This is a genomic window from Streptococcus sp. HF-1907 (assembly GCF_015594605.1).
In the GTDB taxonomy this organism is placed as follows: Bacteria; Bacillota; Bacilli; order Lactobacillales; family Streptococcaceae; genus Streptococcus.
Genome location: NZ_JADNQT010000001.1, coordinates 251,242 through 276,773, shown reverse-complemented (window position 1 = coordinate 276,773; position 25,532 = coordinate 251,242). Strand labels below are relative to the sequence as shown.

The 25,532-nt window shown below is 41.5% G+C and carries 23 protein-coding genes and 1 riboswitch; of the genes, 20 read left to right on the top strand and 3 right to left on the bottom strand.

The window, feature by feature from the left end; translation table 11 throughout:
• Positions 1 to 104: 104 nt before the first annotated feature.
• Positions 105 to 1,355, top strand: coding sequence for a polysaccharide deacetylase family protein (locus IYQ92_RS01280; RefSeq protein WP_195674953.1), 1,251 nt, complete (start codon positions 105 to 107; stop codon positions 1,353 to 1,355).
• A 46-nt stretch (positions 1,356 to 1,401) separates the two neighbouring features.
• Here the strand turns inward: IYQ92_RS01280 and IYQ92_RS01275 are convergent, their stop codons facing one another.
• Entirely contained in the window at positions 1,402 to 2,484 is a 1,083-nt protein-coding gene (locus IYQ92_RS01275) for a DEAD/DEAH box helicase (RefSeq protein WP_195674952.1), read from the bottom strand.
• A gap of 144 nt (positions 2,485 to 2,628) precedes the next feature.
• Here IYQ92_RS01275 and udk point away from each other — a divergent pair, with 144 nt between their 5' ends.
• The 9 genes from udk to IYQ92_RS01230 all read left to right on the top strand — a co-directional run bounded on the left by udk (position 2,629) and on the right by IYQ92_RS01230 (position 11,129).
• Positions 2,629 to 3,261 carry a uridine kinase gene (gene udk, locus IYQ92_RS01270; protein ID WP_195674951.1) on the top strand — a complete coding sequence of 211 codons (633 nt, stop codon included), beginning with the start codon at positions 2,629 to 2,631 and terminating at the stop codon, positions 3,259 to 3,261.
• A 335-nt stretch (positions 3,262 to 3,596) separates the two neighbouring features.
• Positions 3,597 to 5,150 (top strand): 2-isopropylmalate synthase, encoded by a 1,554-nt coding sequence (locus IYQ92_RS01265; protein WP_195674950.1) that lies wholly within the window; start codon positions 3,597 to 3,599, stop codon positions 5,148 to 5,150.
• Between the two features lie 9 nt (positions 5,151 to 5,159).
• Positions 5,160 to 6,197, top strand: a complete 1,038-nt coding sequence (leuB, locus tag IYQ92_RS01260; RefSeq protein ID WP_195674949.1) for a 3-isopropylmalate dehydrogenase — start codon at positions 5,160 to 5,162, stop codon at positions 6,195 to 6,197.
• Entirely contained in the window at positions 6,194 to 6,457 is a 264-nt protein-coding gene (locus tag IYQ92_RS01255) for a DUF1294 domain-containing protein (protein WP_195674948.1), read from the top strand. Before leuB ends, IYQ92_RS01255 begins: the two co-directional genes overlap by 4 nt.
• Before the next feature lie 66 nt (positions 6,458 to 6,523).
• Complete coding sequence (gene leuC / locus IYQ92_RS01250) at positions 6,524 to 7,912, top strand: 3-isopropylmalate dehydratase large subunit (RefSeq protein WP_195674947.1); 1,389 nt, start codon at positions 6,524 to 6,526, stop codon at positions 7,910 to 7,912.
• Between the two features lie 11 nt (positions 7,913 to 7,923).
• Complete coding sequence (gene leuD / locus IYQ92_RS01245) at positions 7,924 to 8,514, top strand: 3-isopropylmalate dehydratase small subunit (RefSeq protein WP_195674946.1); 591 nt, start codon at positions 7,924 to 7,926, stop codon at positions 8,512 to 8,514.
• A gap of 171 nt (positions 8,515 to 8,685) precedes the next feature.
• Positions 8,686 to 9,183 (top strand): GAF domain-containing protein, encoded by a 498-nt coding sequence (locus tag IYQ92_RS01240; RefSeq protein WP_195674945.1) that lies wholly within the window; start codon positions 8,686 to 8,688, stop codon positions 9,181 to 9,183.
• Positions 9,183 to 10,850: a DNA polymerase III subunit gamma/tau gene (gene dnaX / locus IYQ92_RS01235; RefSeq protein WP_195674944.1), complete on the top strand. Its 1,668-nt coding sequence runs from the start codon at positions 9,183 to 9,185 to the stop codon at positions 10,848 to 10,850. Before IYQ92_RS01240 ends, dnaX begins: the two co-directional genes overlap by 1 nt.
• An 84-nt stretch (positions 10,851 to 10,934) precedes the next feature.
• Complete coding sequence (locus tag IYQ92_RS01230) at positions 10,935 to 11,129, top strand: DUF3272 family protein (RefSeq protein ID WP_195674943.1); 195 nt, start codon at positions 10,935 to 10,937, stop codon at positions 11,127 to 11,129.
• Here IYQ92_RS01230 and birA read toward each other — a convergent pair.
• A complete protein-coding gene (birA, locus tag IYQ92_RS01225; RefSeq protein WP_195674942.1) occupies positions 11,110 to 12,045 on the bottom strand; it encodes a bifunctional biotin--[acetyl-CoA-carboxylase] ligase/biotin operon repressor BirA in 936 nt (311 codons plus the stop codon). The two genes, IYQ92_RS01230 and birA, sit on opposite strands and share 20 nt — an antisense overlap.
• Positions 12,046 to 12,372: 327 nt before the next feature.
• Between birA and metK the strand changes: the two genes are divergently transcribed.
• The 6 genes from metK to IYQ92_RS01195 all read left to right on the top strand — a co-directional run bounded on the left by metK (position 12,373) and on the right by IYQ92_RS01195 (position 18,843).
• Positions 12,373 to 13,563: a methionine adenosyltransferase gene (metK, locus tag IYQ92_RS01220; protein WP_195674941.1), complete on the top strand. Its 1,191-nt coding sequence runs from the start codon at positions 12,373 to 12,375 to the stop codon at positions 13,561 to 13,563.
• Between the two features lie 286 nt (positions 13,564 to 13,849).
• Positions 13,850 to 15,109 carry a UDP-N-acetylglucosamine 1-carboxyvinyltransferase gene (locus tag IYQ92_RS01215; RefSeq protein ID WP_195674940.1) on the top strand — a complete coding sequence of 420 codons (1,260 nt, stop codon included), beginning with the start codon at positions 13,850 to 13,852 and terminating at the stop codon, positions 15,107 to 15,109.
• A gap of 93 nt (positions 15,110 to 15,202) precedes the next feature.
• Positions 15,203 to 15,757: a GNAT family N-acetyltransferase gene (locus IYQ92_RS01210; protein WP_195674939.1), complete on the top strand. Its 555-nt coding sequence runs from the start codon at positions 15,203 to 15,205 to the stop codon at positions 15,755 to 15,757.
• Positions 15,750 to 17,033, top strand: a complete 1,284-nt coding sequence (gene spxR / locus IYQ92_RS01205) for a CBS-HotDog domain-containing transcription factor SpxR (protein WP_195674938.1) — start codon at positions 15,750 to 15,752, stop codon at positions 17,031 to 17,033. Before IYQ92_RS01210 ends, spxR begins: the two co-directional genes overlap by 8 nt.
• Positions 17,034 to 17,060: 27 nt before the next feature.
• Positions 17,061 to 17,921 (top strand): methionyl aminopeptidase, encoded by an 861-nt coding sequence (locus IYQ92_RS01200; RefSeq protein ID WP_195674937.1) that lies wholly within the window; start codon positions 17,061 to 17,063, stop codon positions 17,919 to 17,921.
• Position 17,922: 1 nt separating this feature from the next.
• Complete coding sequence (locus IYQ92_RS01195; RefSeq protein ID WP_195674936.1) at positions 17,923 to 18,843, top strand: YihY/virulence factor BrkB family protein; 921 nt, start codon at positions 17,923 to 17,925, stop codon at positions 18,841 to 18,843.
• 82 nt (positions 18,844 to 18,925) lie between these two features.
• On the opposite strand, the gene IYQ92_RS01190 is transcribed toward IYQ92_RS01195, so the two are convergent.
• Positions 18,926 to 19,366, bottom strand: coding sequence for a GtrA family protein (locus IYQ92_RS01190; protein ID WP_195674935.1), 441 nt, complete (start codon positions 19,364 to 19,366; stop codon positions 18,926 to 18,928).
• A 51-nt stretch (positions 19,367 to 19,417) separates the two neighbouring features.
• A riboswitch (PreQ1 riboswitch) is annotated at positions 19,418 to 19,533 on the top strand.
• On the opposite strand from IYQ92_RS01190, the gene IYQ92_RS01185 reads away from it, so the two are divergent.
• The 4 genes from IYQ92_RS01185 (at position 19,531) to pulA (ending at position 25,456) form a co-directional block, all read left to right on the top strand.
• Positions 19,531 to 20,040: a QueT transporter family protein gene (locus IYQ92_RS01185; RefSeq protein WP_195674934.1), complete on the top strand. Its 510-nt coding sequence runs from the start codon at positions 19,531 to 19,533 to the stop codon at positions 20,038 to 20,040. Its footprint overlaps the riboswitch before it by 3 nt.
• Positions 20,041 to 20,160: 120 nt before the next feature.
• On the top strand, positions 20,161 to 22,119 hold the full coding sequence (ligA, locus tag IYQ92_RS01180) for an NAD-dependent DNA ligase LigA (protein WP_195674933.1): 1,959 nt from the start codon (positions 20,161 to 20,163) through the stop codon (positions 22,117 to 22,119).
• 10 nt (positions 22,120 to 22,129) lie between these two features.
• Positions 22,130 to 23,152 (top strand): diacylglycerol kinase family lipid kinase, encoded by a 1,023-nt coding sequence (locus IYQ92_RS01175; protein WP_195674932.1) that lies wholly within the window; start codon positions 22,130 to 22,132, stop codon positions 23,150 to 23,152.
• A 3-nt stretch (positions 23,153 to 23,155) separates the two neighbouring features.
• On the top strand, positions 23,156 to 25,456 hold the full coding sequence (gene pulA, locus IYQ92_RS01170; RefSeq protein WP_195674931.1) for a type I pullulanase: 2,301 nt from the start codon (positions 23,156 to 23,158) through the stop codon (positions 25,454 to 25,456).
• Positions 25,457 to 25,532: the final 76 nt, after the last annotated feature.

Genomic DNA, 25,532 nt, shown 5'->3' with positions numbered 1-25,532 from the left:
TTCTTTAGACAAAATGCAATCTTTATGACAGAATTATTACTTTTACAAACTCTACTTTATGCTATAATTAAAAGCAATAATGTAAAAGATTAGGATAGAGGTATATGAGAAAATTACTGCTAGGATTGGTAGCAATTTTGGGGATTTTGACTTTGCTAGGAGTTAGTTATTTAAAGTCGGGTAGGCATTATCACCAGTCTTATCGTAAAATTATAAAGCAAGAGAAAACTTTAGCAAATAAATCAATCGCAATAAAACAAGTTGAGCAGAACGGTCATACTGTTATTCTAGCGCCAGAAGGCTATGGAACATCGATTTACCGTGATTTGATAGCTTGGAATCAGGCTGTTTTAAGTAAGAGGGCGCTAAAGGCTAATCAATTTGCAGTGCTGAGACCAGAGATAAATAAGACTAATATTAAAAATGTAAGTCTAATGACTATCCATCGTACGGTTTACCAAAAGGAAAGATTCACTTATCGAAAGGTCAGCTCAAAAGTCATTCGCAAACAGCATGTCAATGAAGATTTGACAGCATTCACCTTAGAGAATTTATTGAACGGGCGCACAGAACGCTTATCTGAGGAAATGTCTAAAATCTCTTCAGGAGCAAATTATACTGGTCACGATGCTCAGGCAGAGATTTCTCAAAATGGTTATTCGTCTGATGGCTTTGATGTGAAAGATGAGCACCTGATTGTTGATAAGGTCAGTGTACCATTGGAAAATCTTTCTGATGTGGTCAACGATTCATATCTCCAAGGAGATGATTTAAAGGCAGTTGTTGATAAACGAAACCAAGGTCCAGCTATTGCCTTGACTTTTGATGATGGACCTAGCGCTGAGACGACTCCACAGGTATTGGACATTCTCAAAAGGTATAAGGCTAAGGCGACATTTTACATGTTAGGGTCAAAAGTTGCTGGAAATGAGGACTTAATCAAGCGTATGGTTAGTGAGGGGCATGAGATTGGAAACCACAGTTGGGATCACCCAAACCTCTCTAAATTAACATCAGACCAAATTGCTTGGCAGGTTAATACTACAAATGATACTATCGCCTCTATCATTGGACAGCCACCGCATACCTTGAGACCTCCCTATGGAGCAACAAATGATACAGTAAGAGCAGTGACGGGAATGCCTGAGGTACTTTGGACAGTTGATACCCTGGATTGGCAAAGTAAGAATACACAAGCGATATTAGCTAAAGTTCAGTCTCAAGCCAATGCAGGAGGGATCATTTTGATGCATGATATTCACCAGACAACTGTCAATGCGCTGCCGACGGTGTTGGATTATCTGGTGTCGCAAGGCTATCATTTTGTCACTATTGATGAATTGAATCAGAATTAGAGGTGTAAAAAAGAAGTTCAGTTGTTCTGGACTTCTTTTAATATGACTATTTGTGATGTAGGGTTTGATTTTTCAAATATAACTCAGAAACAGAAGCGTATTTTTTTAATTGCTTAAGCTCTTCTTTGTGAGTAACTAATGTGATGACGGTCCCTGGTTTCCCCATACGTCCAGTGCGTCCAGCACGGTGCGTGTAAATCTCCTTATCGCGAGCAACATCAAAGTTAATCACGTACTCTAGATTATCAATATCAATGCCACGCGCAACAAGGTCAGTTCCTAGTAAAAGCGAGATGTCATGATTTTTAAATTTTTCTAAAATAACCTTGCGGAATTTAACATTGATATCACTGGCTAGCGACACAGCCGAAGCGTTATTAAATTGCAGACGCTCCTCCGTTGCCCCTAAATCAGAAAGACTGTTAAAGAAAACTAAGCCACGAAAATCAGGGATATTTGCCATTTTACGAAGTAATTCAGTGCGTTCACGTTTGTTAACCAAAATATAGTAGTGGGAGATGCTATCAAGTTTCTGATTAGAAAGATCAAAGGTAATAGTGTTTTCAGCTAGAACTTTATTATCAACTTTATCAGTTGCGCTGATGTAAATCATTTGGTGGTCACGTGGCACACGGTGGATGATATTGTCAACAAAATGGTATTGAGAATCGCTGAGCAATTCATCGAATTCATCAAGAACAATGGTACCCACATTCATCATTTTGATCTTTTTGAGTTTGACTAGTTCAAAGACGCGTCCAGCAGTTCCAATCAGGATTTCTGGTCCTTTTTTGAGGCGTTCAATTTGGCGTTTCTGACTTGAGCCAGATAAAAAGAGTTGTGCTGTTAAGTTTAAAGGCTCTGCCCATTCCTTTGTAACCTCAAAAATCTGCCCAGCCAATTCAGAATTGGGTGATAAAATCAAGAGTTGTTGTGACTTTTTAGGTTTTAATTTTAAGAGAATCGGCAATAGGTATGCCAAGGTTTTTCCTGTGCCTGTTGGGCTAATGCCTAGGACATTATCGCCGTCGCTAATAGGCTGAAAGAGTTTTTCTTGGATGGCAGTCAGTTCAGTGAAGTGTCGCTCCGCCAATTTTTCCTGCCAAATAGTTGGAAATGTTGTAATCATAAGTTTCCTTTTCTAGTTGAAATGTTCTTCTAGCTATTATACCATGATTTTTTGAATTAGAACGTTTTCAATCGTCCTTTCCTCTTTAAAAAAAATGATATTGTAGTAAAATAGATAAAGGATAATTTGAGAATGGAGTTATAAATGCGTAAAAAACCTATTATAATTGGTGTTACAGGCGGTTCTGGTGGCGGTAAGACCAGCGTATCGCGTGCAATTTTATCAAACTTTCCTGATGAAAATATTGCTATGATTGAGCACGATTCTTACTACAAGGACCAAAGTCATTTGACCTTTGAAGAGCGCGTCAAGACTAACTATGACCATCCGCTTGCTTTTGACACTGATTTAATGATTGAGCAATTGAATGAATTGATTGAAGGGCGTCCAGTCGATATTCCAGTCTATGACTATACTCAGCATACACGTAGTGACCAAACCATTCGCATGGAACCGCAAGATGTCATTATCGTTGAAGGAATTCTTGTCTTAGAAGATAAACGCTTGCGCGATTTAATGGATATCAAGCTCTTTGTGGACACTGATGATGATATTCGTATTATTCGTCGTATCAAGCGCGATATGGAAGAACGCGGACGTAGCTTGGATAGTATTATCGAGCAATACACTGAGGTGGTTAAGCCAATGTACCACCAATTTATCGAGCCAACAAAACGTTATGCCGATATTGTCATTCCTGAAGGGGTCAGCAATGTTGTTGCTATTGATTTAATCAATACCAAGGTCGCAAGTATTTTGAGCGATGCTCATGATTAATATTTGATGGTAAGCTAGGGAATTTTCCTTAGCTTTTTTGTTAAATTTATTGACTCATTTCACCTGTGAAAAATGCATATCTTTATTTTTCAGAAAATTTGATATTTTATCACCTTTATCATTGACAAAATAGTCAGAAAATTATATCATATATAACAAGTAATATCGAAAAAGGAGAAAGTCAAATGATGACACGCAATGAAACTTTGTTGTTGAGGTGTTCGGGCTAGTGCAAAAGCATTAGTCCTGTTTGGCTTACCAAGCGGGAGAAAGACATCTCGCTTGGTGTGAGGTGTCTTTTCTTTTGATGTTCTAAAATTTGAAAGGTGAACAATATGCGTAAAGTTGAATTTCTTGATACTTCCCTTCGTGATGGGGAACAAACTCCAGGAGTAAATTTCTCCATTAAAGAAAAAGTAGCGATTGCTAAACAATTGGAAAAATGGGGGATTTCATCAATTGAAGCGGGCTTCCCAGCAGCTAGTCCGGATTCGTTTGAAGCTGTTAAACAAATTGCTGCAGCAATGACAACAACTGCGGTTTCAGGTTTGGCACGTTCAGTAAAATCTGATATTGATGCTTGTTATGAAGCTATCAAGGATGCTAAATTCCCACAATGTCATGTTTTCATTGCGACTAGTCCTATCCATCGCGAGTACAAATTGAAAAAATCAAAAGAAGAAATTCTAGAGATTGTTAAAGAACACGTTTCTTACGCGAGCGAACGTTTTGATGTTGTTGAATTTTCACCAGAGGATGCAACACGTACTGAACTTGACTACCTTCTAGAAGTTGTCCAAACGGCTGTAGATGCAGGTGCAACTTACATCAATATCCCAGATACAGTTGGTTTCACAACCCCTGAAGAGTTTGGACACATCTTTAAATATCTGATTGCTAATGTCAAGTCAGACCGCGAAATTATCTTTAGTCCTCACTGTCACGATGACCTCGGAATGGCAGTAGCTAACACTTTGGCTGCCATTAAAAACGGTGCAGGTCGTGTCGAAGGTACAATCAATGGTATCGGTGAACGTGCAGGGAATGCTGCCCTAGAAGAAGTTGCAGTTGCCCTTAACATTCGCGAAGACTACTATCAAGTTGAAAGCCCAATCGTCCTCAATGAAACTGTCAACACTGCGGAAATGGTATCACGTTTCTCTGGAATTGCTATTCCTAAGAACAAAGCAGTGGTTGGTGGCAATGCCTTCTCACATGAATCTGGTATTCACCAAGACGGTGTCCTAAAAAATCCATTGACTTATGAAATTATTACTCCTGAACTCGTTGGGGTTAAGAAATCATCACTGCCACTTGGAAAACTTTCCGGACGTCACGCTTTTGTTGAAAAACTCAAAGAACTTGAACTTAACTTTGAAGAGTCAGAAATTGTATCACTATTTGCTAAATTCAAACGTCTAGCTGATAAGAAACACGACATTACAGATGCCGACATTATTGCGCTTGTATCAGGTACAGATATTGCCAATCCTGAAGGTTTCCACTTTGAGAATTTACATTTGTCATCAAACAGTGACGATACAATCACGGCAGAAGTGTTTATGATCAATAAAGACGATGAAGAAATTGCTATCCTTGCTAACGGGAAGGGCTCAGTAGAAGCCATTTACAATGCAGTTGATAAATTCTTCAATCAAACCGTTAAGTTATTGAGCTATACGATTGATGCCGTAACTGATGGTATTGATGCTCAGGCACGCGTGTCAGTTTCTATTGAAAATGTTGACACTGGTACAATTTTCAATGCTTCAGGGATTGACTTTGACGTGTTAAAAGCTGGTGCTATTGCATACGTTAATGCAAATGCGCTTGCGCAAAAAGAAAATGCAGGTGAAATCGGACACCGTATTTCTGAAAAAGATTACTAAGAGGCACTTATGACAAAAACAATTGTAACCCTTGCAGGGGACGGAATCGGACCAGAAATTATGGCAGCGGGACTTGAAGTCTTAGAAGCTGTTGCTAAAAAAAATAACTTTGATTACACAACCGTAGCCAAACCATTTGGAGGTGCTGGTATTGATGTAGCAGGGCACCCACTTCCTGAGGATACCCTGGAAGCTGCAAAAACAGCGGATGCTATTCTACTTGCCGCTATTGGTAGCCCTAAATACGATAATGCGCCTGTTAGACCAGAACAAGGTTTACTTGCCATCCGTAAGGAATTGAACCTTTTTGCCAATATTCGTCCAGTGAAAATCTTTGATGCATTGAAGCATTTGTCACCTCTGAAACCAGAGCGTATTGAGGGTGTTGACTTTGTTGTTGTGCGTGAGTTGACTGGCGGTATTTACTTTGGTGAACACATTCTTGAGGACGAAAAAGCGCGTGATATCAACGATTATTCAGCCGATGAAATTCGTCGCATTATGCATAAAGCCTTTAAATTGGCTCAGATGCGAGGTAAGAAGGTAACTAGCATTGATAAACAAAATGTTTTGGCGACTTCAAAATTATGGCGTAACGTGGCTGAAGAAGTGGCTACTGAGTATCCAGATGTCACGCTTGAGCACCAATTGGTGGACAGTGCAGCTATGATAATGATTACTAATCCAGCTCGCTTTGATGTGGTTGTGACTGAAAATCTTTTCGGTGATATCCTGTCAGACGAATCTTCAGTTCTTCCTGGAACGCTTGGCGTTATGCCTTCTGCAAGCCATTCTGAAGGTGGTCCAAGCCTCTATGAGCCAATCCACGGTTCAGCACCTGATATTGCAGGCCAAGGTATTGCCAACCCAATCAGTATGATCTTATCAGTTGCTATGATGCTTCGCGAAAGCTTTGGAGAAATTGCTGGCGCTGAAATGATTGAAAATGCTGTCGATAAGACCCTCAACCAAGGTATTCTAACACGAGATATCGGTGGTCAAACATCAACAGCAGACATGACTGCAGCGATTATCAGCAATCTATGAGGCAAGACAGTTTAATCGTTCTCATTCTGTTAATTTGGAACATCATTGTCTTTATTACGTATGGGATTGACAAGAGACGAGCTGTCCAAAAAGCGTGGAGAATTTCTGAAAGGACTCTATTACTGGAGGCAATTTGTCTAGGTGGACTTGGAGCCATTCTGGGAGGGAATTATTTTCATCATAAGACTCGAAAATGGTATTTTCAGGTGACTTGGCTCGTAGGTTTGGCAATTTTAGTGATAGTTATTTACCTTATCTAGTCAATCAGAAAACGATAATAATAAACGAAGGGATATTTTCCCACACAAAATAAATGGAGAAATAATATGAGCGGAAAATCAATTTTTGATAAGCTTTGGGAACGTCATGTGGTGACTGGTAATGAAGGTGAGCCACAGCTTATGTACGTTGACCAACATTACATTCACGAGGTAACAAGTCCGCAGGCTTTCCAAGGACTTCGCGATGCAGGTCGTAAAGTGCGTCGTCCTGATTTGACATTTGGAACAACTGATCACAACGTACCGACTGTAGATATTTTTAACATTCGCGATTTGATTTCAAAAAATCAAATTGATACCCTTGCACGCAACGTTGAGGAATTTGGAATTGATGCTGCGACACATGGTACTGAGCGCCAAGGTATTGTTCACATGGTCGGTCCTGAAACAGGTCGCAGTCAACCTGGTAAATTTGTTGTTTGTGGTGATAGCCATACAGCAACACATGGTGCCTTTGGTGCCATTGCCTTTGGTATCGGGACCTCAGAAGTTGAGCATGTCTTTGCGACTCAATGTCTCTGGCAAGTGAAACCAAAACGTATGAAGGTTGAATTTGTTGGAAAACCACAAAAAGGTGTCTACTCTAAAGATTACATCCTTGCCCTTATTTCACGTTATGGTGTTGACGCTGGTGTTGGTTACTCTGTAGAATACACCGGTGAAGCTGTGGATGCTCTTTCAATGGATGAGCGCATGACCATCTGCAACATGTCTATTGAATTCGGTGCTAAGATGGGACTTATGAATCCTGACCAAAAAACTTATGATTATGTAAAAGGACGTCCATGTGCACCCAAAGGACAAGATTTTGAAGATGCTGTAGCTGATTGGAAAACACTTGTGTCAGATCCGGACACTGTCTATGACAAAGTCATTACCATCGATGTTTCAGAACTTGCTCCAATGGTTACTTGGGGAACTAACCCTGAGATGGGTGTCGAATTTGACCAGCCTTTCCCAGAAATCAAGGACATTAACGGTGAACGTGCCTACAAATACATGGATGTCAAACCTGGTGATAAGGCTGAAGATATTGACCTAGGTTATGTCTTCATCGGTTCTTGTACCAATGCTCGTCTCTCTGACCTTGAACTTGCTGCTAAATTTGTCAAGGACAAACATATTGCACCTACCCTCACAGCCATTGTTGTACCAGGTTCACGTCCGGTTAAGAAAGAAGCAGAGCGTCTTGGACTTGATAAAATCTTTATGGACGCTGGATTTGAATGGCGCGACCCAGGCTGTTCAATGTGTCTTGGAATGAACCCAGACCACGTTCCAGAAGGTGTTCACTGTGCATCAACAAGTAATCGTAACTTTGAAGGTCGTCAAGGATATGGAGCTCGTACCCACCTTTGCAGCCCTGCTATGGCTGCGGCAGCAGCTATTGCTGGTAAATTCGTGGATGTTCGCCAAATGCCAGAAGTCAACTAAGAGGAGAAATCATGGAAAAATTTACAGTTTACACTGGGAAATCTGTCCCACTCATGAATGACAATATTGATACGGACCAGCTGATTCCAAAACAATTCCTCAAAGCCGTTGATAAAAAAGGTTTCGGGAAAAACTTGATGTTTGAATGGCGCTACCTTAATGATAATTACGATGAAAATCCAGATTTCATTTTCAATAAGCCTGAATACCGTGATGCAACTATCTTGGTGACAGGGGATAACTTTGGTTCAGGGTCTTCGCGCGAACATGCAGCTTGGGCACTGGAAGACTACGGTTTCCGCTGTGTTATCGCTGGTTCATTCTCAGATATTCACTACAATAATGAATTAAAAAACGGCATGCTGCCTATCGTTCAACCCCTTGAAGTACGTGAGCAATTGGCTGCGCTGCCAGCTGGTGAAGACATCACTATCGATCTTCCAAACCAAGTCATCAAAACTTCTGTTGGCGATTTTCCATTTGAAATTGACCACGAATGGAAACGTAAATTGGTTGAAGGGCTTGATGATATTGGCATCACACTTCAGTATGAAGACCTCATCACAGCCTACGAAAAACAACGTCCATCTTATTGGCAATAAATAGGGAACTGGAGTGTTTGCTCCAGTTTTTCTATATCTAACATGATTAAAAGTTATCGAAATGACTGAGGGAAGAGAGGCGAAAAAGCAATTCAGATTACCTTTCATAAAAGCTGAGCAAAATCGCTCGGCTTTTTAAGTTTTAGTAGAAATTATGTTATAATAAATCCTATGAAAAAGACGACAAAAATTGAGAATTATGAGCTACTATTGCTGCAAGCGCAAGCCATGTTTGCGGATGAGACCAATGCTTTGGCAAACTTGGCTAACGCCTCAGCCATGCTTAACAGTCTTCTACCCAACTCAGTCTTTACGGGTTTTTATTTGTACGATGGGCAAGAATTGATTTTAGGTCCCTTTCAAGGTGGCGTATCCTGTGTGCGAATTACTCTTGGAAAAGGTGTTTGCGGTGAGTCCGCGCAAAAACGTGAGACTTTGATTGTTGAGGATGTCACTAAACATGCCAACTACATTGCTTGTGACTCAGCAGCCATGAGTGAGATTGTTGTTCCCATGGTCAAAAATGGCAGGCTGATTGGTGTCCTTGATTTAGATTCTCGTTTGGTTGGGGACTATGATGCTATTGACCGAGAATACTTGGAAAAATTTGTAGCGATTTTAGTGGAGAGAACCGTCTGGAATTTAGATATGTTTGGAGTTGAAAAATAATGTATCAAGCCCTTTATCGAAAATACCGAAGTCAAACTTTTGATGAGATGGTTGGTCAGGAAGTCATTTCAACGACTCTCAAGCAAGCTGTCGCCAACAATAAAATTAGTCACGCTTATTTATTCTCCGGACCACGTGGGACTGGGAAAACCAGCGCAGCTAAGATTTTTGCCAAAGCCATGAACTGCCCTAATCAGGTGGACGGAGAACCTTGTAATCACTGTGATATTTGCCGAGACATCACCAATGGTAGCCTTGAGGATGTCATCGAAATTGACGCGGCGTCAAATAATGGTGTTGATGAAATCCGTGATATTCGTGATAAATCAACCTATGCGCCCAGCCGTGCAACCTACAAGGTTTATATCATCGACGAAGTTCATATGCTGTCAACTGGAGCCTTCAATGCGCTTTTGAAGACTCTGGAAGAGCCAACCGAAAATGTTGTTTTCATCCTAGCGACCACGGAATTGCACAAGATTCCAGCGACGATTTTGTCGCGTGTCCAGAGATTTGAGTTCAAAGCGATTAAGCTGGTAGCTATTCAGAACCACTTGGCAAATATTTTGGACAAGGAAGGAATTGTCTACGAGACGGATGCCCTATCCTTGATTGCTCGTCGTGCGGAAGGTGGCATGCGCGATGCCCTCTCTATCTTGGATCAGGCACTGAGTCTGACGCGCGATAACCGTGTTTCCCTGACGATTGCCGAGGAGATTACAGGAAGCATTTCTCTAGTTGCTTTGGACAATTTTGTGGCCAATGTGCTGGCGCAAAAAGTGTCAGATGCTCTGGCTAATCTCGGAACAATCTTTGACAGCGGAAAAAGCATGAGCCGTTTTGCGACGGATTTATTGACCTATTTGCGTGATTTATTGATTGTTCAGGCTGGCGGTAAAAATACGCACTCTAGTGATTTATTCAGTGCTAATCTGTCAGTCAGTCAGGAAAAATTATTCCAAATGATTGATAAGGTGACGACCGTTTTACCCGAAATCAAAAATGGCAGCCAACCTAAAATCTATGCTGAAATGTTGACCATTCAGTTAGCTGAAATGTCGGAGACTGTTAGCCATGAATTACCAGATAATATTGCCCAAGAAATTGCAGCCTTAAAGCAAGAAATCAAAGATTTAAAACAGGCTCTAACAAAAGTTTCAAATGGTCTAGCCAACAATCAAACAAAAGTTGTCAAAACAAAATCACAAGTTAAATTCAAAGTTGATCGGGTGAAGATTCTGACTATCATGGAAGAAACAGTGGTGGACAGCCAGCGCTCGCGTGAATACTTGGATGCTCTCAAGGGCGCTTGGAATGAAATTTTAGACAGCATTTCAGCCCAAGATCGAGCACTTTTACTGGGCTCTGAACCAGTTTTAGCTAATAGCGAAAATGCCATCCTTGCCTTTGATGCTGCTTTCAATGCTGAACAAGCCATGAAACGTACCGATTTGAATGCTATGTTTGGTAATATTATGAGCAAGGCAGCAGGTTTTTCACCCAATATTCTTGCAGTGCCAAGAGTTGATTTCAATCAATTACGTACCGAATTTGCGCAAAAATTGAAAGCTCAAAAGCAAGAACCAGAAGAAACTCCTAAAAAAGAACCAGAAGTCCCTGCTCAATTTAGCTTTTTAGCTGAAAAAATGGAAATCCTTGATGATTAGTGAGTGATTTGATAAAAATAAGGTTGGACCATTCGCCCAACCTTATTTCACCGCTAAACCTTGAAAATTTGATATAATAAAACTATGAACATTCGTCAATTTATTTTTGTGACCTTTTTGTGTGCCTTTGAAACTTATTTTTTTAATGATTCAATTATGTCGGGAGACTATATTTTTGCGGTAATCTGGGGGATTTTACTTTACCGTGATCTCCGTCGCGTTTGGCTGGTTTCTCGTTTTACCAAAGCGATTATTGATGCTACCAAGAAGAAAGACTGACTTCGCCACTTCTAAGAATTTTTTCTCGTCCGTTTTCTAAACGAACAATGAGATGCCCTTGGTCTGTGATATCTGTAGCAGTGCCGGTCATTTCAATACCATTTTCCACAAAGGTCACTTGTTTATCGAGAACAAGTGATTTTTCTTTATAGACCTTAACGAGATCTTTTTCTGGAATGGTCAAAAAAAGTTTCCAGATTTCGGCAATGAGCTGGTTACGTGTGATGCTTGCTTTTTCAGAGAATAAACTGGTCGCCTTGCTCTGCAATGTTTCAGGAAACTGCTCAATTTGGAAATTTATACCGACTCCGATGATGACATCGGTCACTAAGCCGCTTTCTACCGAAGCGACAGCCTCAGTCAAAATACCAGCAACTTTGCGATTATCAAGGTAAATATCGTTAACCCACTTAATTTCAGTTTCAATGCCCGTAAGGCGCGAAATAGCCTTAACGATGCTTGAAGCGACCATAACAGTATAAGGCGGCAGCTCGGTTACAGTCACCTGTGGTTTGAAGTGGAGTGACATGTAGATGCCACCTTGTGGACTGGTGAAAAAGTTACGGTTAAACCGCCCCTTGGCAGCCGTCTGCTGGTTCGCCAGATAGAGATGGGGCGACTCCAGTCCTTTTTCCATACCATTCTTGGCATCTGTTTGAGTTGATTGACTATCGGGGTTAAAAGTCACAGTAATCCCTAGTTCCTGACTCAGAAATTCTGGCAGTAGTAAATCTCCCTTCAGCAGTTTATAACCACGAGTTTTGACTGATTGAATGGTGAGTCCTTTGCTCTCAAGTGTTTTGATTCCTTTCCAAACTGCTGTTCGCGAGATTTCTAGACGTTTGGCAATAGCTTCGCCACTCATAAAATCTCCGTTTTCTTGTAGCAATAGATAAATCTTTTCGTATGTAGTCATAGCACTAGTATAATACAAATGCGCAGAAAATTCTAAAATAATCCATAATATCTTTGTAGGGAGTTTCCTTATAATCTGAAAAATGGTACAATAAATCCCATGAGTCCCGAAAAGGTGGCCGAAAGGTCAGTTCTTTGTAACTCGACACTCATAAAGGTAACTAAAGTTGCTCCTTATGAGACGCCAAGCCCTATGGGCCTTGGCTAGTCGACTTACTAGATTCCTAGGCAAATATAATCGATTTGCCCAGAAATCGTCGTAACCTCTCTTAATTATTTAATAGGTACGGTAAGTTGACACAATTTAATTTTAAGGGGGGACATTTTTATGTCAGAACGTAAACTTTTCACGTCTGAATCTGTATCTGAGGGGCACCCAGATAAGATTGCAGACCAAATTTCAGATGCTATCTTGGATGCTATTTTAGACCAAGATCCAGAAGCACACGTTGCTGCTGAAACGGCTGTTTATACAGGTTCCGTTCATGTTTTTGGTGAAATTTCCACCACAGCTTATGTGGACATTAACCGAGTGGTACGTGACACCATTGCAGAAATCGGTTATGATAAAGCTGAGTATGGCTTTTCAGCTGAGTCAGTCGGAGTTCATCCGTCACTTGTTGAGCAGTCGCCCGATATCGCTCAAGGGGTTAACGAAGCTCTGGAAGTACGCGGTAATGCGGACCAAGATCCACTGGACTTAATTGGTGCGGGTGACCAAGGTCTCATGTTCGGCTTTGCTATTGACGAAACGCCTGAACTGATGCCACTGCCGATCTCACTTTCTCATAAATTGGTGAAGAAATTGGCTGATTTACGTAAGGCTGGAGAGATTGCCTACCTGCGTCCAGATGCTAAATCTCAAGTGACCGTTGAATACGATGAGAACGACAAGCCCGTTCGTGTAGATACAGTCGTTATTTCAACTCAACATGATCCAGAAGCAAGCAATGAGCAAATCCATGAAGATGTGATTAATAAAGTCATCAAAGCTGTTATTCCAGTTGAGTATTTGGATGATAGAACTAAGTTCTTCATCAATCCGACTGGTCGCTTTGTTATCGGTGGGCCTCAAGGGGATTCTGGTTTGACTGGTCGTAAGATTATCGTTGACACTTACGGTGGTTACGCTCGCCACGGTGGTGGTGCCTTCTCTGGTAAGGATGCCACCAAGGTTGACCGTTCGGCATCATACGCTGCGCGCTACATTGCGAAAAATATCGTGGCAGCTGGCCTAGCTAAGAAAGCTGAAGTACAGTTAGCTTACGCTATTGGTGTTGCCCAGCCTGTTTCTGTTCGCGTTGATACATTCGGTACTAGCACAGTAGATGAAAGTAAATTAGAAGCGGCAGCTCGTAAAGTATTTGACCTCCGCCCAGCTGGTATTATCCAAATGCTTGACCTTAAACGTCCGATTTATCGTCAGACAGCTGCTTATGGTCACATGGGGCGTACTGATATCGACCTTCCATGGGAAAAAACAGATAAAATTGATGCTTTGAAAGAAGCAGTGAAATAAATTACCGAAGTGCCATTTTGGTGCTTCTTTTTTGTCTATCGTAGTAAATTTTTGGTCAATAGTGATGTCTGTGGTATTCTTAAGTTGTTCCATAAGGTCTTCCTAATGATGGTTTGGTTGCTTTTCATTATAAGTCTTATGGTGCTTTTTTGATATACTGAAAAAGCTCTATAATCTCTGTGGTGGATTTACCCACCACAGAAATTATAGAGCTTATATTTGTCAATCTGCTAGTCTTATGGTAAAATAAAAAGGTTGAATTCTAGTAAAAGAAAGTATTGAATGTATGCGTAAAATTGTTATAAATGGTGGCAAACCACTATCAGGTGAAGTTGCAGTATCTGGAGCAAAAAACAGTGTCGTTGCCTTGATTCCTGCGATTATTTTGGCAGATGACATCGTTACTTTGGATGGTGTACCCGCTATTTCAGATGTCGATAGTTTGATTGATATCATGGAAATTATGGGTGCCAGCGTTAAACGTGATGGTGAAACCCTTGAAATTGACCCACGTGGTGTCAAAAATATTCCAATGCCTTACGGCAAAATCAATAGTCTTCGTGCGTCCTATTATTTTTACGGTAGTCTGCTTGGGCGATTTGGCGAAGCGACAGTCGGTTTACCTGGTGGCTGTGACCTCGGACCTCGTCCAATTGACTTACACTTGAAAGCCTTTGAAGCGATGGGGGCAAGTGTTTCTTATGAAGGTGAGTCAATGCGCTTGGCAACGGATGGTCAGCCTATTTACGGAGCACATATTTATATGGATACCGTGAGCGTTGGTGCGACAATCAATACTATGATTGCTGCTGCGAAAGCCAAAGGTCGTACAGTGATTGAAAATGCTGCGCGTGAACCTGAGATTATTGATGTGGCTACGCTTTTGAATAATATGGGAGCTCACATTCGTGGAGCTGGAACAGATATTATCACGATTGATGGTGTTGAAACCTTGAAGGGTACTCGTCATCAGGTGATTCCTGACCGCATTGAGGCTGGGACTTACATTGCAATGGCGGCCGCTATCGGTGAAGGTGTCAAAGTGACTAATGTGCTTTATGAACATTTAGATAGCTACATTGCTAAACTTGAAGAGATGGGTGTTCGTATGACGGTCGAAGAAGATGCGATTTTTGTGGAAAAGCAAGGAGAGCTTAAGGCCGTTTCCATCAAAACATCACCTTACCCAGGTTTTGCAACTGATTTGCAGCAACCAATCACCCCATTACTTTTGACAGCCAAAGGTCGTGGAAGTATTGTTGATACTATTTATGAAAAACGTGTGAACCATGTGCCAGAACTTGCGCGTATGGGAGCTGAAATTTCTGCGCTCGGTGGACAAATCGTCTATCAAGGACCAAATGAATTGACGGGAGTACCTGTTAAAGCTTCTGATTTACGAGCTGGCGCTGCGCTAGTAATCGCTGGTTTGATGGCCAAAGGTCGCACAGAAATTACAAATATCGAATTTATCTTACGTGGATACTCAAATATTATCGAGAAATTAACAGCTCTAGGTGCTGATATCGAATTAGTCAATGATTAAAAAGTAGGGGTTGGGCATCTGTCTCAATCCCTATTCTATCGTTCAGTTTGACTGTTGTTAGGCAAATGTCCAGCCTTGTGGTATAATGATGTCATGGATATTTGGACTCGTTTAGCAAGGTGTTCTGTTATTGAACTGGACACCCTTTGGTTACGACCTTTCGCAATGAAGGACAGCCATGATTTTTGGGAAATAGCTTCAAAGCAAACTAACACGACCTTCATCTTCCCACCGCAGGTCAATCGCCAAGAAAGTGACTTCTTAATGGTTCATTATTTTATGAAAGAGCCTTTGGGTGTGTGGGCGATTGAGGAAAAATCAACAGGAAAAATGATTGGCTCTATTCGTCTGGAAAATCTTCGTCTGGTGGAGGCAAGTGCTGAGATCGGTTATTTCTTACACCAAGATTATTGGGGAAAGGGATTGATGACAGCTTGTCTAAAAACGGTAGCTGATTTTGCTTTTCGAGAGGTTGGTCTGTCCTCGTTGCATTTATTGACACATCAAGAAAACCGAGCTAGCCAGAGAGTGGCTGAAAAAGTGGGCTTTCAACTGAAACGTCAATTCAAGGGGAGCGACCGCTACACTCGAAAAATGAGAGATTACCGCGACTATTTAATGACACGAGAGGTTTTTAACCATGAGTAAGCATCAAGACATTTTAGAGTATTTAGAGAATCTTGCTGTTGGAAAGCGTGTTAGTGTTCGAAGCATTTCAAATCATCTCAATGTTAGTGACGGAACAGCTTATCGTGCGATTAAAGAAGCTGAGAATCGAGGAATTGTTGAGACTCGCCCACGGAGCGGAACAGTCCGTGTGGAGCAGAAGCCCAAAGTTCATATTGAAAAACTGACCTATGCTGAGATTGCCCGTATCAGTGATTCGGAAGTTTTGGCGGGGGCAGAAGGGCTAAGCCATGAGTTTAGCAAGTTCTCAATTGGAGCTATGACACGGCAAAATATCAGCCGTTACCTAATCAAAGGTGGGTTGCTGATTGTTGGTGATCGTGAGAATATCCAGCTGTTAGCGCTTGAAAATCGTAATGCTATCCTAGTTACTGGTGGTTTTACAGTATCAGAAAAGGTTATCCGTATGGCTAACAATCAAAGGATTCCGGTCATGGTAACTCACTATGACACCTTTACCGTGGCTACCATGATTAATCATGCCCTGTCAAATGTCCGCATCAAAACAGACCTCAAGACCGTTGAGCAGGCTTATCAATCAAAATTAGACTATGGTTTTTTGATAGCTTCCGAAACGGTTAAAGATTTTAACAATTTGGTTAAACAAACTAAAAATGTTCGTTTTCCAGTTGTCAATCAAGACGATGTTGTGGTTGGTGTCATCAGTGTGCAAGACATTGTTGGCAAAGAAAATGATGTTAGTGTTGAACAGTTGATGTCTAAAAATATCATCGTTGCTAAGCCTCGCATGAGTCTTGCCAATATCAGCCAGAAGATGATTTTTGAAGATTTGAACATGATGCCTGTCGTTTCTGAAAATTGGGAGTTACTGGGTGTGATTACACGTCGTCAGGCCATGGAAAATCTGTCAAACACACAACGGACCGATCTTTACACCTATAGTGACCAGATTCTTGCCAATCTTCAGTACGAGGAAGGTCATTTTTGCTTCTTAATTGAGCCAGCTATGATTGACCACGCCGGGAACCTAGCCCAAGGTGTCTTAGCTGAATTTATCAAAGAAATTAGCATCCGCGTTTTGACCAAAAAGCATCAAAAAAATATCATGATTGAGCAGATGATGATCAACTTTCTTCAAGCCGTCCAAATTGACGATTTGGTCATGGTTGAGCCGAGGGTTATTTCGGAAAAAAGGCGGAGCGCCACACTTGATTTTGAGTTCTGTCTGGATCAACAAGTTATTGTCAAAGCTGTTGTCACAGTTAAAATTAATTAGTTTAGTAGTTAGAGGAGAAAAAGACAAATGATTACATTGAAATCAGCACGCGAAATCGAAGCTATGGATCGCGCAGGGGATTTCCTTGCCAGTATTCATATCGGACTTCGCGACCTTATCAAACCAGGTTTGGATATGTGGGAGGTTGAAGAGTATGTTCGCCGTCGTTGTAAAGAGGCTAATGTTCTTCCCTTGCAAATTGGTGTTGATGGTGCTGTTATGGACTACCCTTATGCAACTTGTTGCGGGTTGAACGATGAAGTAGCGCATGCTTTCCCACGTCACTACATCTTGAAAGATGGTGACTTGTTGAAAGTTGATATGGTTTTGAGTGAGCCGCTTGATAAATCTGTTGTAGACGTGTCAAAATTGAATTTTGACAATGTTGCGCAAGTTAAAAAATATACTGATAGCTATACTGGTGGTTTGGCAGATTCTTGCTGGGCTTACGCTGTTGGTGAAGTTTCACAAGAAGTCAAAGACTTGATGGAAGTGACTCGCGAAGCCATGTACATCGGTATCGAAAAAGCTGTTATTGGCAATCGTATTGGTGATATTGGCGCAGCGATTCAAGAATATGCAGAAAGTCGTGGTTACGGTGTTGTCCGTGACTTGGTGGGACACGGTGTCGGTCCAACTATGCACGAAGAACCAATGGTGCCTCACTACGGGACAGCTGGACGTGGACTTCGCTTGCGTGAAGGTATGGTCTTGACTATTGAGCCAATGATTAACACTGGTACATGGGAAATTGACACAGACATGAAGACTGGTTGGGCTCATAAGACGCTTGATGGGGGCTTGTCATGCCAATACGAACACCAATTTGTTATCACCAAAGATGGTCCAATTATCCTGACCAGCCAAGGAGAAGAAAGAACATACTAAGATGAATAGGAAACCCTTCTTGGGGAGGCTGTTGGCTAAATTAGAATACGAGCCTCTTCAAGTTTATCTTCGGCATTATCGAAGTGCGGAGATGGATTTATCAGCGATTGCAGTGGCCTATTATCTCTTGTTGACAGCATTTCCTTTGTTGGTAATTGCGGCCAATATTTTCCCCTATCTCCACATAGATATTAGCGATTTTTTATCTTTTTTGCAAAAAAACTTGCCAGCTAATATCTATCGACCGGTGTCAGGTGTGGCCATTGACCTTTTTTCTAAGCCATCTACGGGGATTTTGGGAGTGGCGACTTTGACAGCTTTTTGGACCATGTCAAAAAGTTTGACATCACTGCAAAAAGCTATTAACAAGGCTTATGGAGTTGCCCAGCATAGAGATTTTGTGATTGGACACTTGGTTGGAGTTGGAACGGGTTTAATCATCCTCTTCCTACTGACCTTTGTCTTGATTTTCTCAACTTTTTCAAGACCATTTCTCCAGATTTTTGTGGCTCAATATGATTTTGGCGATACTTTTACAGGACTTGTTTTAAATTTGGCGCAGCCTGTCACAGTGGCAACCATTTTTATAGGGATTCTACTGCTATACTTTATTCTGCCCAATGTTCGGATCAATCAGATTCGTTACATTTTGCCAGGAACGATTTTCTCAACGATGGTTATTATTCTGTTGAGCAATATGGTTAGTAAATACGTCCTTCGCACGATTGAGCGCATGGTTAATTTGAAAACCTTTGGTTCGGTGGTGATTTTCATCCTCATGGTCTGGTTTATTTTCTTGGCCAATATCTTGATTTTTGGTGCTATTTTTAACGCTACCTATCAGGAGCTGCGCTGTGGAAAGATTGAAAGCCGCCGTGGAGATATTTTGTCCATTATCCAGAGTCGAAAAGGTGAACACTGAACATGTAAAAGATTTGAAAATTTCAGGTCTTTTTTGATAAAAATGAAAAGGAGTTGCTGGAAATACAACTCCTTTTAGTGGTTTAAGCCTTATTTTTAAAAACGAGTAATTTACTGAAAACGTAGTTTAAAACAATAATCAAAACCTGAGAAAATAGCGTTTCAATGGCATTAACCGCATCGATGTTTTGGTGAACGAATTGTCCAATAATTTGTGGAAATTTGGTTACCAACAAATAAGCAAGCACTAAATCGAGCGCCAAAGTTGACAGGCGGGCAATAAAAAACTTAACAAAGCGTTGAAACCAGCCTTGACGTACTTGCTTAAAAACAAAACTATCGTTGGTGAAGAAGGCGAAAATGATAGCAGTGAAGTTAGCAATAACTGCTGAAATCGTAGCTTCTCGGGTAATAGCAAATAAAATCGAGCGTGTAATCATGTAGACTAGTGTCGCAAGAACACCAAAGACGAGATAAAGGAAGACCTCGCTCTTCATAATGGAAATTAATTTATTCTTATTCATGTTTTGATTATATCATAGAAGTTTGGGCTTGTCTTGGTTTTGTGAGTGTTTTATGTTATACTAGAAAAGTTGCCTAGCAACCCTTGGTGCTTAGTTCCTTTCGCCAAGCATATTACACACGCTGGATTGATGGCAATCAATCTGAGACGTCAAAGGAGATTCTTATGCAAAAATTAACTGTCCGTGACTATGCGCACATTGCAATTGTCGCCGCACTCTATGTTGTCTTGACTATGACACCGCCTTTAAATGCTATTTCTTATGGGGCTTATCAGTTCCGCATTTCAGAAATGCTTAACTTTTTAGCTTTTTACAACCGCAAGTACATTATTGGCTTGACTTTGGGTTGTATGATTGCCAACTTCGCAAGTTTTGGCTTAATCGATGTTTTTGTTGGTGGTGGGTCAACCCTTGTCTTTGTGACCTTAGGTGTGATTTTATTTGACCGTTATAAAAAAGATTATGTTTTAGCAGGTGTGTTCAATAAAGCCTTCTTATTCTTTGCGATCTTTTTCTCAGTTTCAATGGTCACAGTAGCAGCAGAATTGACAATCGTTTCCAAAGCACCATTTTTCCTAACATGGTTTACAACTGCCTTTGGTGAATTTGCTTCCCTACTTGTCGGAGCCATCTTGATGGACAAAATCGGCAAACGCCTTGATTTAACAAAATAAAATACAAAAAACGGGACTTGTTTTGAGTGGTGACATCCGCTTAGCACAAGTCTCGTTTTTACTTTTGCAAAATCAAAGTTTATCACTTTCAAACACTTACATTTGTGGTAAAATAATAGCATGATAAATCGAATGACAGAATTGGTAGCGCTTTTAAATCGTTACGCCAAAGAATACTATACAGAAGACAAGCCAACTGTTTCAGATAGCGAGTATGACAAGCTTTATCGAGAATTGGTTGAATTGGAAAAGGCTCATCCTGAGCAAGTTTTGCCTGATAGTCCGACACATCGCGTCGGCGGTCTTGTTTTAGAGGGTTTTGAAAAATACGAACACGAGTATCCTTTATATTCCTTGCAGGATGCTTTTTCGCGCCAAGAATTGGATGATTTTGACCAGCGTGTTAAGGCAGAGTTTCCAGACGCAAGCTACATGGCAGAGCTGAAAATTGACGGATTGTCCATATCTCTGACCTATGTTAATGGCGTTTTACAAGTTGGAGCAACACGGGGTGACGGTTCGGTCGGTGAGAACATCACTGAAAATCTAAAACGGGTTAAGGACATCCCCTTACAGCTAGAACAGCCATTGAACATCACTGTCCGAGGAGAATGTTACCTCCCAATAGCGTCTTTTGATAAAATCAATGAAGAGCGCAGAGAAAACGGTGAAGCTGAGTTTGCCAATCCGAGAAATGCGGCTGCGGGAACACTTCGCCAATTGGACACCTCCGTTGTTTCAAAACGCAACTTGGCAACCTTCTTTTATCAAGAAGCTAGCCCGACTGAAAGGGAAACGCAAGATGATGTTTTGCGTGAACTGACAGCCTACGGTTTCTCTGTCAATGACCGTCGCATTGTGACGGAGTCCATGAATGAGATTTGGAACTTTATTCAACAAATCGAAGCTGACCGTGATGATTTGGCTTATGATATTGACGGTATTGTGATTAAGGTTAATAGCTTAGCCATGCAGGAGGAGCTTGGTTTCACAGTTAAGGCACCTCGTTGGGCTATTGCTTATAAATTCCCCGCTGAGGAAAAAGAAGTGGAGCTTTTATCAGTGGATTGGACAGTTGGTCGTACAGGTGTCGTAACGCCAACTGCTAACCTAACTCCTGTCCAACTAGCAGGAACGACCGTTAGCCGTGCAACCTTGCATAATGTAGATTATATCGCTGAAAAAGACATTCGTATTGGTGACACCGTGGTCGTCTACAAGGCGGGTGACATTATTCCAGCTGTCTTAAATGTTGTTCAAGCTAAGCGTGATAAGCAGGAGCCAATACCTATTCCGACAGCTTGTCCGTCTTGTGGCAGTGATTTGTTGCATTATGAGGACGAGGTGGCCTTGCGTTGTATCAATCCCCTCTGTCCGGCTCAGATAAAAGAGCGTTTGTCGCATTTTGCCAGCCGTGATGCCATGAACATTTCTGGTTTTGGTCCGGCTATTGTTGATAAACTGTTCGAAGCCAAGTTGGTAGCAGACGTTGCGGATATTTATCGCTTGACAGTTGCGGACTTGGTGACACTTGATGGTGTTAAGGAAAAATCGGCAACAAAACTTTACGATGCCATTCAAACCTCAAAAGCTAATTCAGCGGAGAAACTCTTGTTTGGTTTGGGGATTCGTCACGTAGGTAGCAAGGCTAGTCGTCAGCTCCTCGAGGTCTTTGGGGATGTGGACACATTGGTAGCCGCAGATGAGGATGCTATCTCAGCCATTGAAGGCTTAGGCGAGGTTATTGCAAAATCGCTGCGCAGCTATTTTGCTAAGGAAGAGGCACAGAGGTTGCTAGCGGAATTAAAAGCTAGCGGCGTCAACTTGGTCTACCTAGGTAAAAAAGTAGAAGCAGACGCGCAGTTATCAGGAATGACCGTCGTTTTAACAGGAAAATTAGAACAAATGACCCGCAATGAGGCCAAGGAAAAATTGCAAAATTTGGGTGCCAAGGTAACCGGCAGTGTCTCTAAAAAAACCAGCCTAGTTGTAGCTGGCAGTGATGCAGGAAGCAAGTTAGCTAAGGCACAAGAATTGGGAATCGACATCCGAGGTGAGGACTGGTTGCTCAATTTATAGGAGAAATAGGATGAAAAAACATAAAAAAGCACGTTTGATTTACAATCCGACATCTGGTCAAGAAATCATGAAGAAAAATGTGGCTGAGGTTTTGGATATTTTGGAAGGTTTCGGTTATGAAACATCAGCATTTCAGACGACACCGGCTCCTAATTCGGCACGAGATGAGGCTAAACGAGCAGCTAAGGCTGGTTTTGATTTGGTGATTGCAGCTGGCGGTGACGGCACAATCAATGAGGTTGTGAATGGTATTGCTCCACTTCCCAAACGTCCTAAAATGGCTATCATCCCGACGGGAACAACCAACGATTTTGCGCGTGCTTTGAAAGTTCCTCGCGGAAATCCTGTTGAAGCAGCCAAACTGATTGGTAAAAATCAAATGGTCAAAATGGACATTGGTCGTGCGCGTGGTGAAGTCTACTTTATCAATATTGCTGCGGCTGGCTCCTTGACTGAGTTGACTTACAGCGTCCCAAGTCAGTTGAAAACGACTTTTGGTTACTTGGCTTATTTGGCAAAAGGGGCAGAGCTATTGCCACGTGTCAGTAAAGTCCCAGTAAAAATCACCCATGATGATGGTGTGTTTGATGGTGAAGTGTCAATGATTTTTGCAGCCATCACCAATTCTGTCGGAGGCTTTGAAACCATTGCGCCCGATGCCAAGTTGGACGATGGAAAGTTCACTTTAATCCTTGTCAAAACAGCCAATTTGATTGAAATTCTTCACTTGATTCGTCTAGTTCTAGCTGGTGGCAAACACATCAACGATCCTCGTATCGAGTACATTAAGACAAGCTATATCAATATTGAACCCCAGTCTGATCAACAAATGATGATCAATTTGGACGGTGAATACGGTGGCGACGCACCGATTGTGCTTGAAAATTTGAAGAATCATATCACATTCTATGCAGATACAGACGAGATTTCAGACGATGCTTTGTTACTTGACCCAGAAGTCTTGGCGCGCGAAGCTATTGCACAAAAATTCTCTCATGAAGTAGAAGATTTAGAAGTTGCAGAGGAGAACTAAAGGATGGATAATTCCGTTTTAATTCATTATCATAGTCGTCACAGTAATTATTTTAAGCTGAGTTTGTGGACTTGGCGGGATGGTAAGGAAGGTAGCGACAGCTATTTTTCACGATTCGATAGTTTCGGTGCCATGGCTAAGGTGTCATTTCCTCTGCCTTTCTTTTTGCCCCACTGTTATGTCATTGTCAAAGACCAGCACTGGAATCACCACAGTAGTGAATTTCGGATTGATTTGACTCAGGGCGGTGCTAAGAAGGAAGTGTGGCTGATTGAAGGAGATGACACGGTTTATTACTCTCGACAAGCGGCAGTTGCCAGTCATGCTTACAGCCGTCGTCAGCCTCGTGCTTTTGATATGGCGGTAAATAGCAGAGCTTTTGACCGTAAATGGGGGTTTGATGGATGGCTAGGATTTTCTTACCAAGAGACGCAGACCGATTTTCGCCTTTGGGCACCGACAGCAGAGCGAGTTGAATTAGTTCTATATAACTCAACAGATGAATCAGCCAGCGTTCATCGTGTCATTACCATGACGCGGGGAGAACAAATCAACCCAAATCATCACGAGCATAATACGATTGGACTTTGGTCTACTACGGTTCAGGGAGATTTGAATTACCAGGCTTATTGCTACCGAGTTTATCACCGTAAACGAACTTTCTCAGATACTAGAGACCCTTACACCATCGCGACGACAGCCAACGGTCGTCGTTCGATTGTTGTTGCCAGCCACCATCTGAAACCAGAGCATTTTAAGGTCAAACACGGTAAAGAAGCCTTTTGGCGGTTGGACAATCCTAATCAAGCTGTCATTTATGAAACACACATCAGAGATTTTTCAAAATCTGAAACTTCAGGGGTATCTCCTGAAAATCGTGGCCTATTCAAAGGATTCCACGAATCAGGCACACGAAACCGTTTTGGAGACGTGACAGGTTTTGATTATGTGAGAAGTTTGGGTGTCAATTACGTTCAGTTGCAACCGATTTTCGACCACCATCAAAATTTTGACTCAGATGGTAACTATGCTTACAACTGGGGTTATAATCCAGAAAACTATAACGTTCCTGAGGCTAGTTTCAGTTCTAATCCACATGAACCTGCGACACGTGTCTTAGAATTAAAATCATTAATTCAAGATTATCATGATTCAGGGCTAGGAGTCATCATGGACGTGGTTTATAATCATACCTTCTCATCAACTGATTCAGCCTTCCAAATGACCGTTCCCGATTATTATTATCGTATGAATCCTAACGGCACTTTCCAAAACGGCTCTGGTTGTGGTAATGAAATGGCCAGCGAAAAGGAAATGTACCGCAAATACATGATTGACTCAATTCTATATTGGGCTAAGGAATACAACATTGACGGTTTCCGTTTTGACCTTATGGGGCTCCATGATGTTGAGACGATGAATCGTATTCGTGCGGAAGTTGATAAAATTGACCCACGTATTCTGATTTTTGGTGAAGGATGGGATATGGGAACAGGCCTTGCTCCAGAACAAAAAGCTAAGAAAGACAACGCTCGCCTCATGCCAAGAATTGGTTTCTTCAATGATGACCAACGAAATGCGGTTAAAGGTGCAGAAGTCTACGGTGATTTTAAACGAGGTTTCGTGTCAGGTGAGGCGACAGAAGACAAGATTGCTAAGGCTGTGCTAGGAAGTGATGAGCTTTCTTCTTATCTAGCTCCAGAACAGGTTGTTAATTACGTGGAGGCTCATGACAATTATAACCTTAACGACCTTCTACTAGCTTTACATCCAGAGGATGATGCTGAGCAGCACCGTCACCGAGTTGAATTGGCTGGCGCTATGAATCTATTGATGCAAGGGATGTCCTTCATGCAAATCGGGCAGGAGTTTCTACGCACTAAACTCTTCCCAACTGGTAACAATGGACAATTGACACAGGCAGACCGCGAAAGAGCCATGAATGCTTACAATGCTCCAGACAACGTTAACCAAATCAACTGGGAACATGTGACGACCTACAAAACAACGATTGATTTTATGAGAAAAATGATTGCTTGGAAAACCAAGACACCATATTTCTCATACCCAACCTATGAAGATATTCGAAAGCATGTTTTCGTTGAAGAAGCAGAAAGTGGCACAGGTTTTGTCAAGTATACCATTGAAGATGATAAAAAAATTGAAATTGTTTTCAACAGTACTAGAAAACGCTTGCAAAAACCAATTGAAAGTGGTATAATAATATCAAATCATAAAAAAACAAGCCACGATAAATCAACTTTGGAAGATTTATCCGTTATGATCCTTGATATTACGGAATAATCTGAGTTTTCTCAGGTTATTTTTTTGTTAGATTAATCGTTTGTGATTAGTCTTGAGGAAACGATTTGCAGAAAAA

Bases quoted from the DNA above. Each gene is read 5' to 3' on its own strand.
- IYQ92_RS01195 (WP_195674936.1), top strand. From the start codon at position 17,923: ATGAATAGGAAACCCTTCTTGGGGAGGCTGTTGGCTAAATTAGAATAC.
- metK (WP_195674941.1), top strand. From the start codon at position 12,373: ATGTCAGAACGTAAACTTTTCACGTCTGAATCTGTATCTGAGGGGCAC.
- leuB (WP_195674949.1), top strand. From the start codon at position 5,160: ATGACAAAAACAATTGTAACCCTTGCAGGGGACGGAATCGGACCAGAA.
- IYQ92_RS01230 (WP_195674943.1), top strand. From the start codon at position 10,935: ATGAACATTCGTCAATTTATTTTTGTGACCTTTTTGTGTGCCTTTGAA.
- ligA (WP_195674933.1), top strand. From the start codon at position 20,161: ATGATAAATCGAATGACAGAATTGGTAGCGCTTTTAAATCGTTACGCC.
- IYQ92_RS01265 (WP_195674950.1), top strand. From the start codon at position 3,597: ATGCGTAAAGTTGAATTTCTTGATACTTCCCTTCGTGATGGGGAACAA.
- birA (WP_195674942.1), bottom strand. From the start codon at position 12,045: ATGACTACATACGAAAAGATTTATCTATTGCTACAAGAAAACGGAGAT.
- IYQ92_RS01280 (WP_195674953.1), top strand. From the start codon at position 105: ATGAGAAAATTACTGCTAGGATTGGTAGCAATTTTGGGGATTTTGACT.
- dnaX (WP_195674944.1), top strand. From the start codon at position 9,183: ATGTATCAAGCCCTTTATCGAAAATACCGAAGTCAAACTTTTGATGAG.
- leuC (WP_195674947.1), top strand. From the start codon at position 6,524: ATGAGCGGAAAATCAATTTTTGATAAGCTTTGGGAACGTCATGTGGTG.
- udk (WP_195674951.1), top strand. From the start codon at position 2,629: ATGCGTAAAAAACCTATTATAATTGGTGTTACAGGCGGTTCTGGTGGC.
- IYQ92_RS01240 (WP_195674945.1), top strand. From the start codon at position 8,686: ATGAAAAAGACGACAAAAATTGAGAATTATGAGCTACTATTGCTGCAA.
- IYQ92_RS01275 (WP_195674952.1), bottom strand. From the start codon at position 2,484: ATGATTACAACATTTCCAACTATTTGGCAGGAAAAATTGGCGGAGCGA.
- IYQ92_RS01190 (WP_195674935.1), bottom strand. From the start codon at position 19,366: ATGAATAAGAATAAATTAATTTCCATTATGAAGAGCGAGGTCTTCCTT.
- IYQ92_RS01215 (WP_195674940.1), top strand. From the start codon at position 13,850: ATGCGTAAAATTGTTATAAATGGTGGCAAACCACTATCAGGTGAAGTT.
- IYQ92_RS01185 (WP_195674934.1), top strand. From the start codon at position 19,531: ATGCAAAAATTAACTGTCCGTGACTATGCGCACATTGCAATTGTCGCC.
- leuD (WP_195674946.1), top strand. From the start codon at position 7,924: ATGGAAAAATTTACAGTTTACACTGGGAAATCTGTCCCACTCATGAAT.
- IYQ92_RS01200 (WP_195674937.1), top strand. From the start codon at position 17,061: ATGATTACATTGAAATCAGCACGCGAAATCGAAGCTATGGATCGCGCA.
- IYQ92_RS01255 (WP_195674948.1), top strand. From the start codon at position 6,194: ATGAGGCAAGACAGTTTAATCGTTCTCATTCTGTTAATTTGGAACATC.
- spxR (WP_195674938.1), top strand. From the start codon at position 15,750: ATGAGTAAGCATCAAGACATTTTAGAGTATTTAGAGAATCTTGCTGTT.
- IYQ92_RS01175 (WP_195674932.1), top strand. From the start codon at position 22,130: ATGAAAAAACATAAAAAAGCACGTTTGATTTACAATCCGACATCTGGT.
- pulA (WP_195674931.1), top strand. From the start codon at position 23,156: ATGGATAATTCCGTTTTAATTCATTATCATAGTCGTCACAGTAATTAT.
- IYQ92_RS01210 (WP_195674939.1), top strand. From the start codon at position 15,203: ATGGATATTTGGACTCGTTTAGCAAGGTGTTCTGTTATTGAACTGGAC.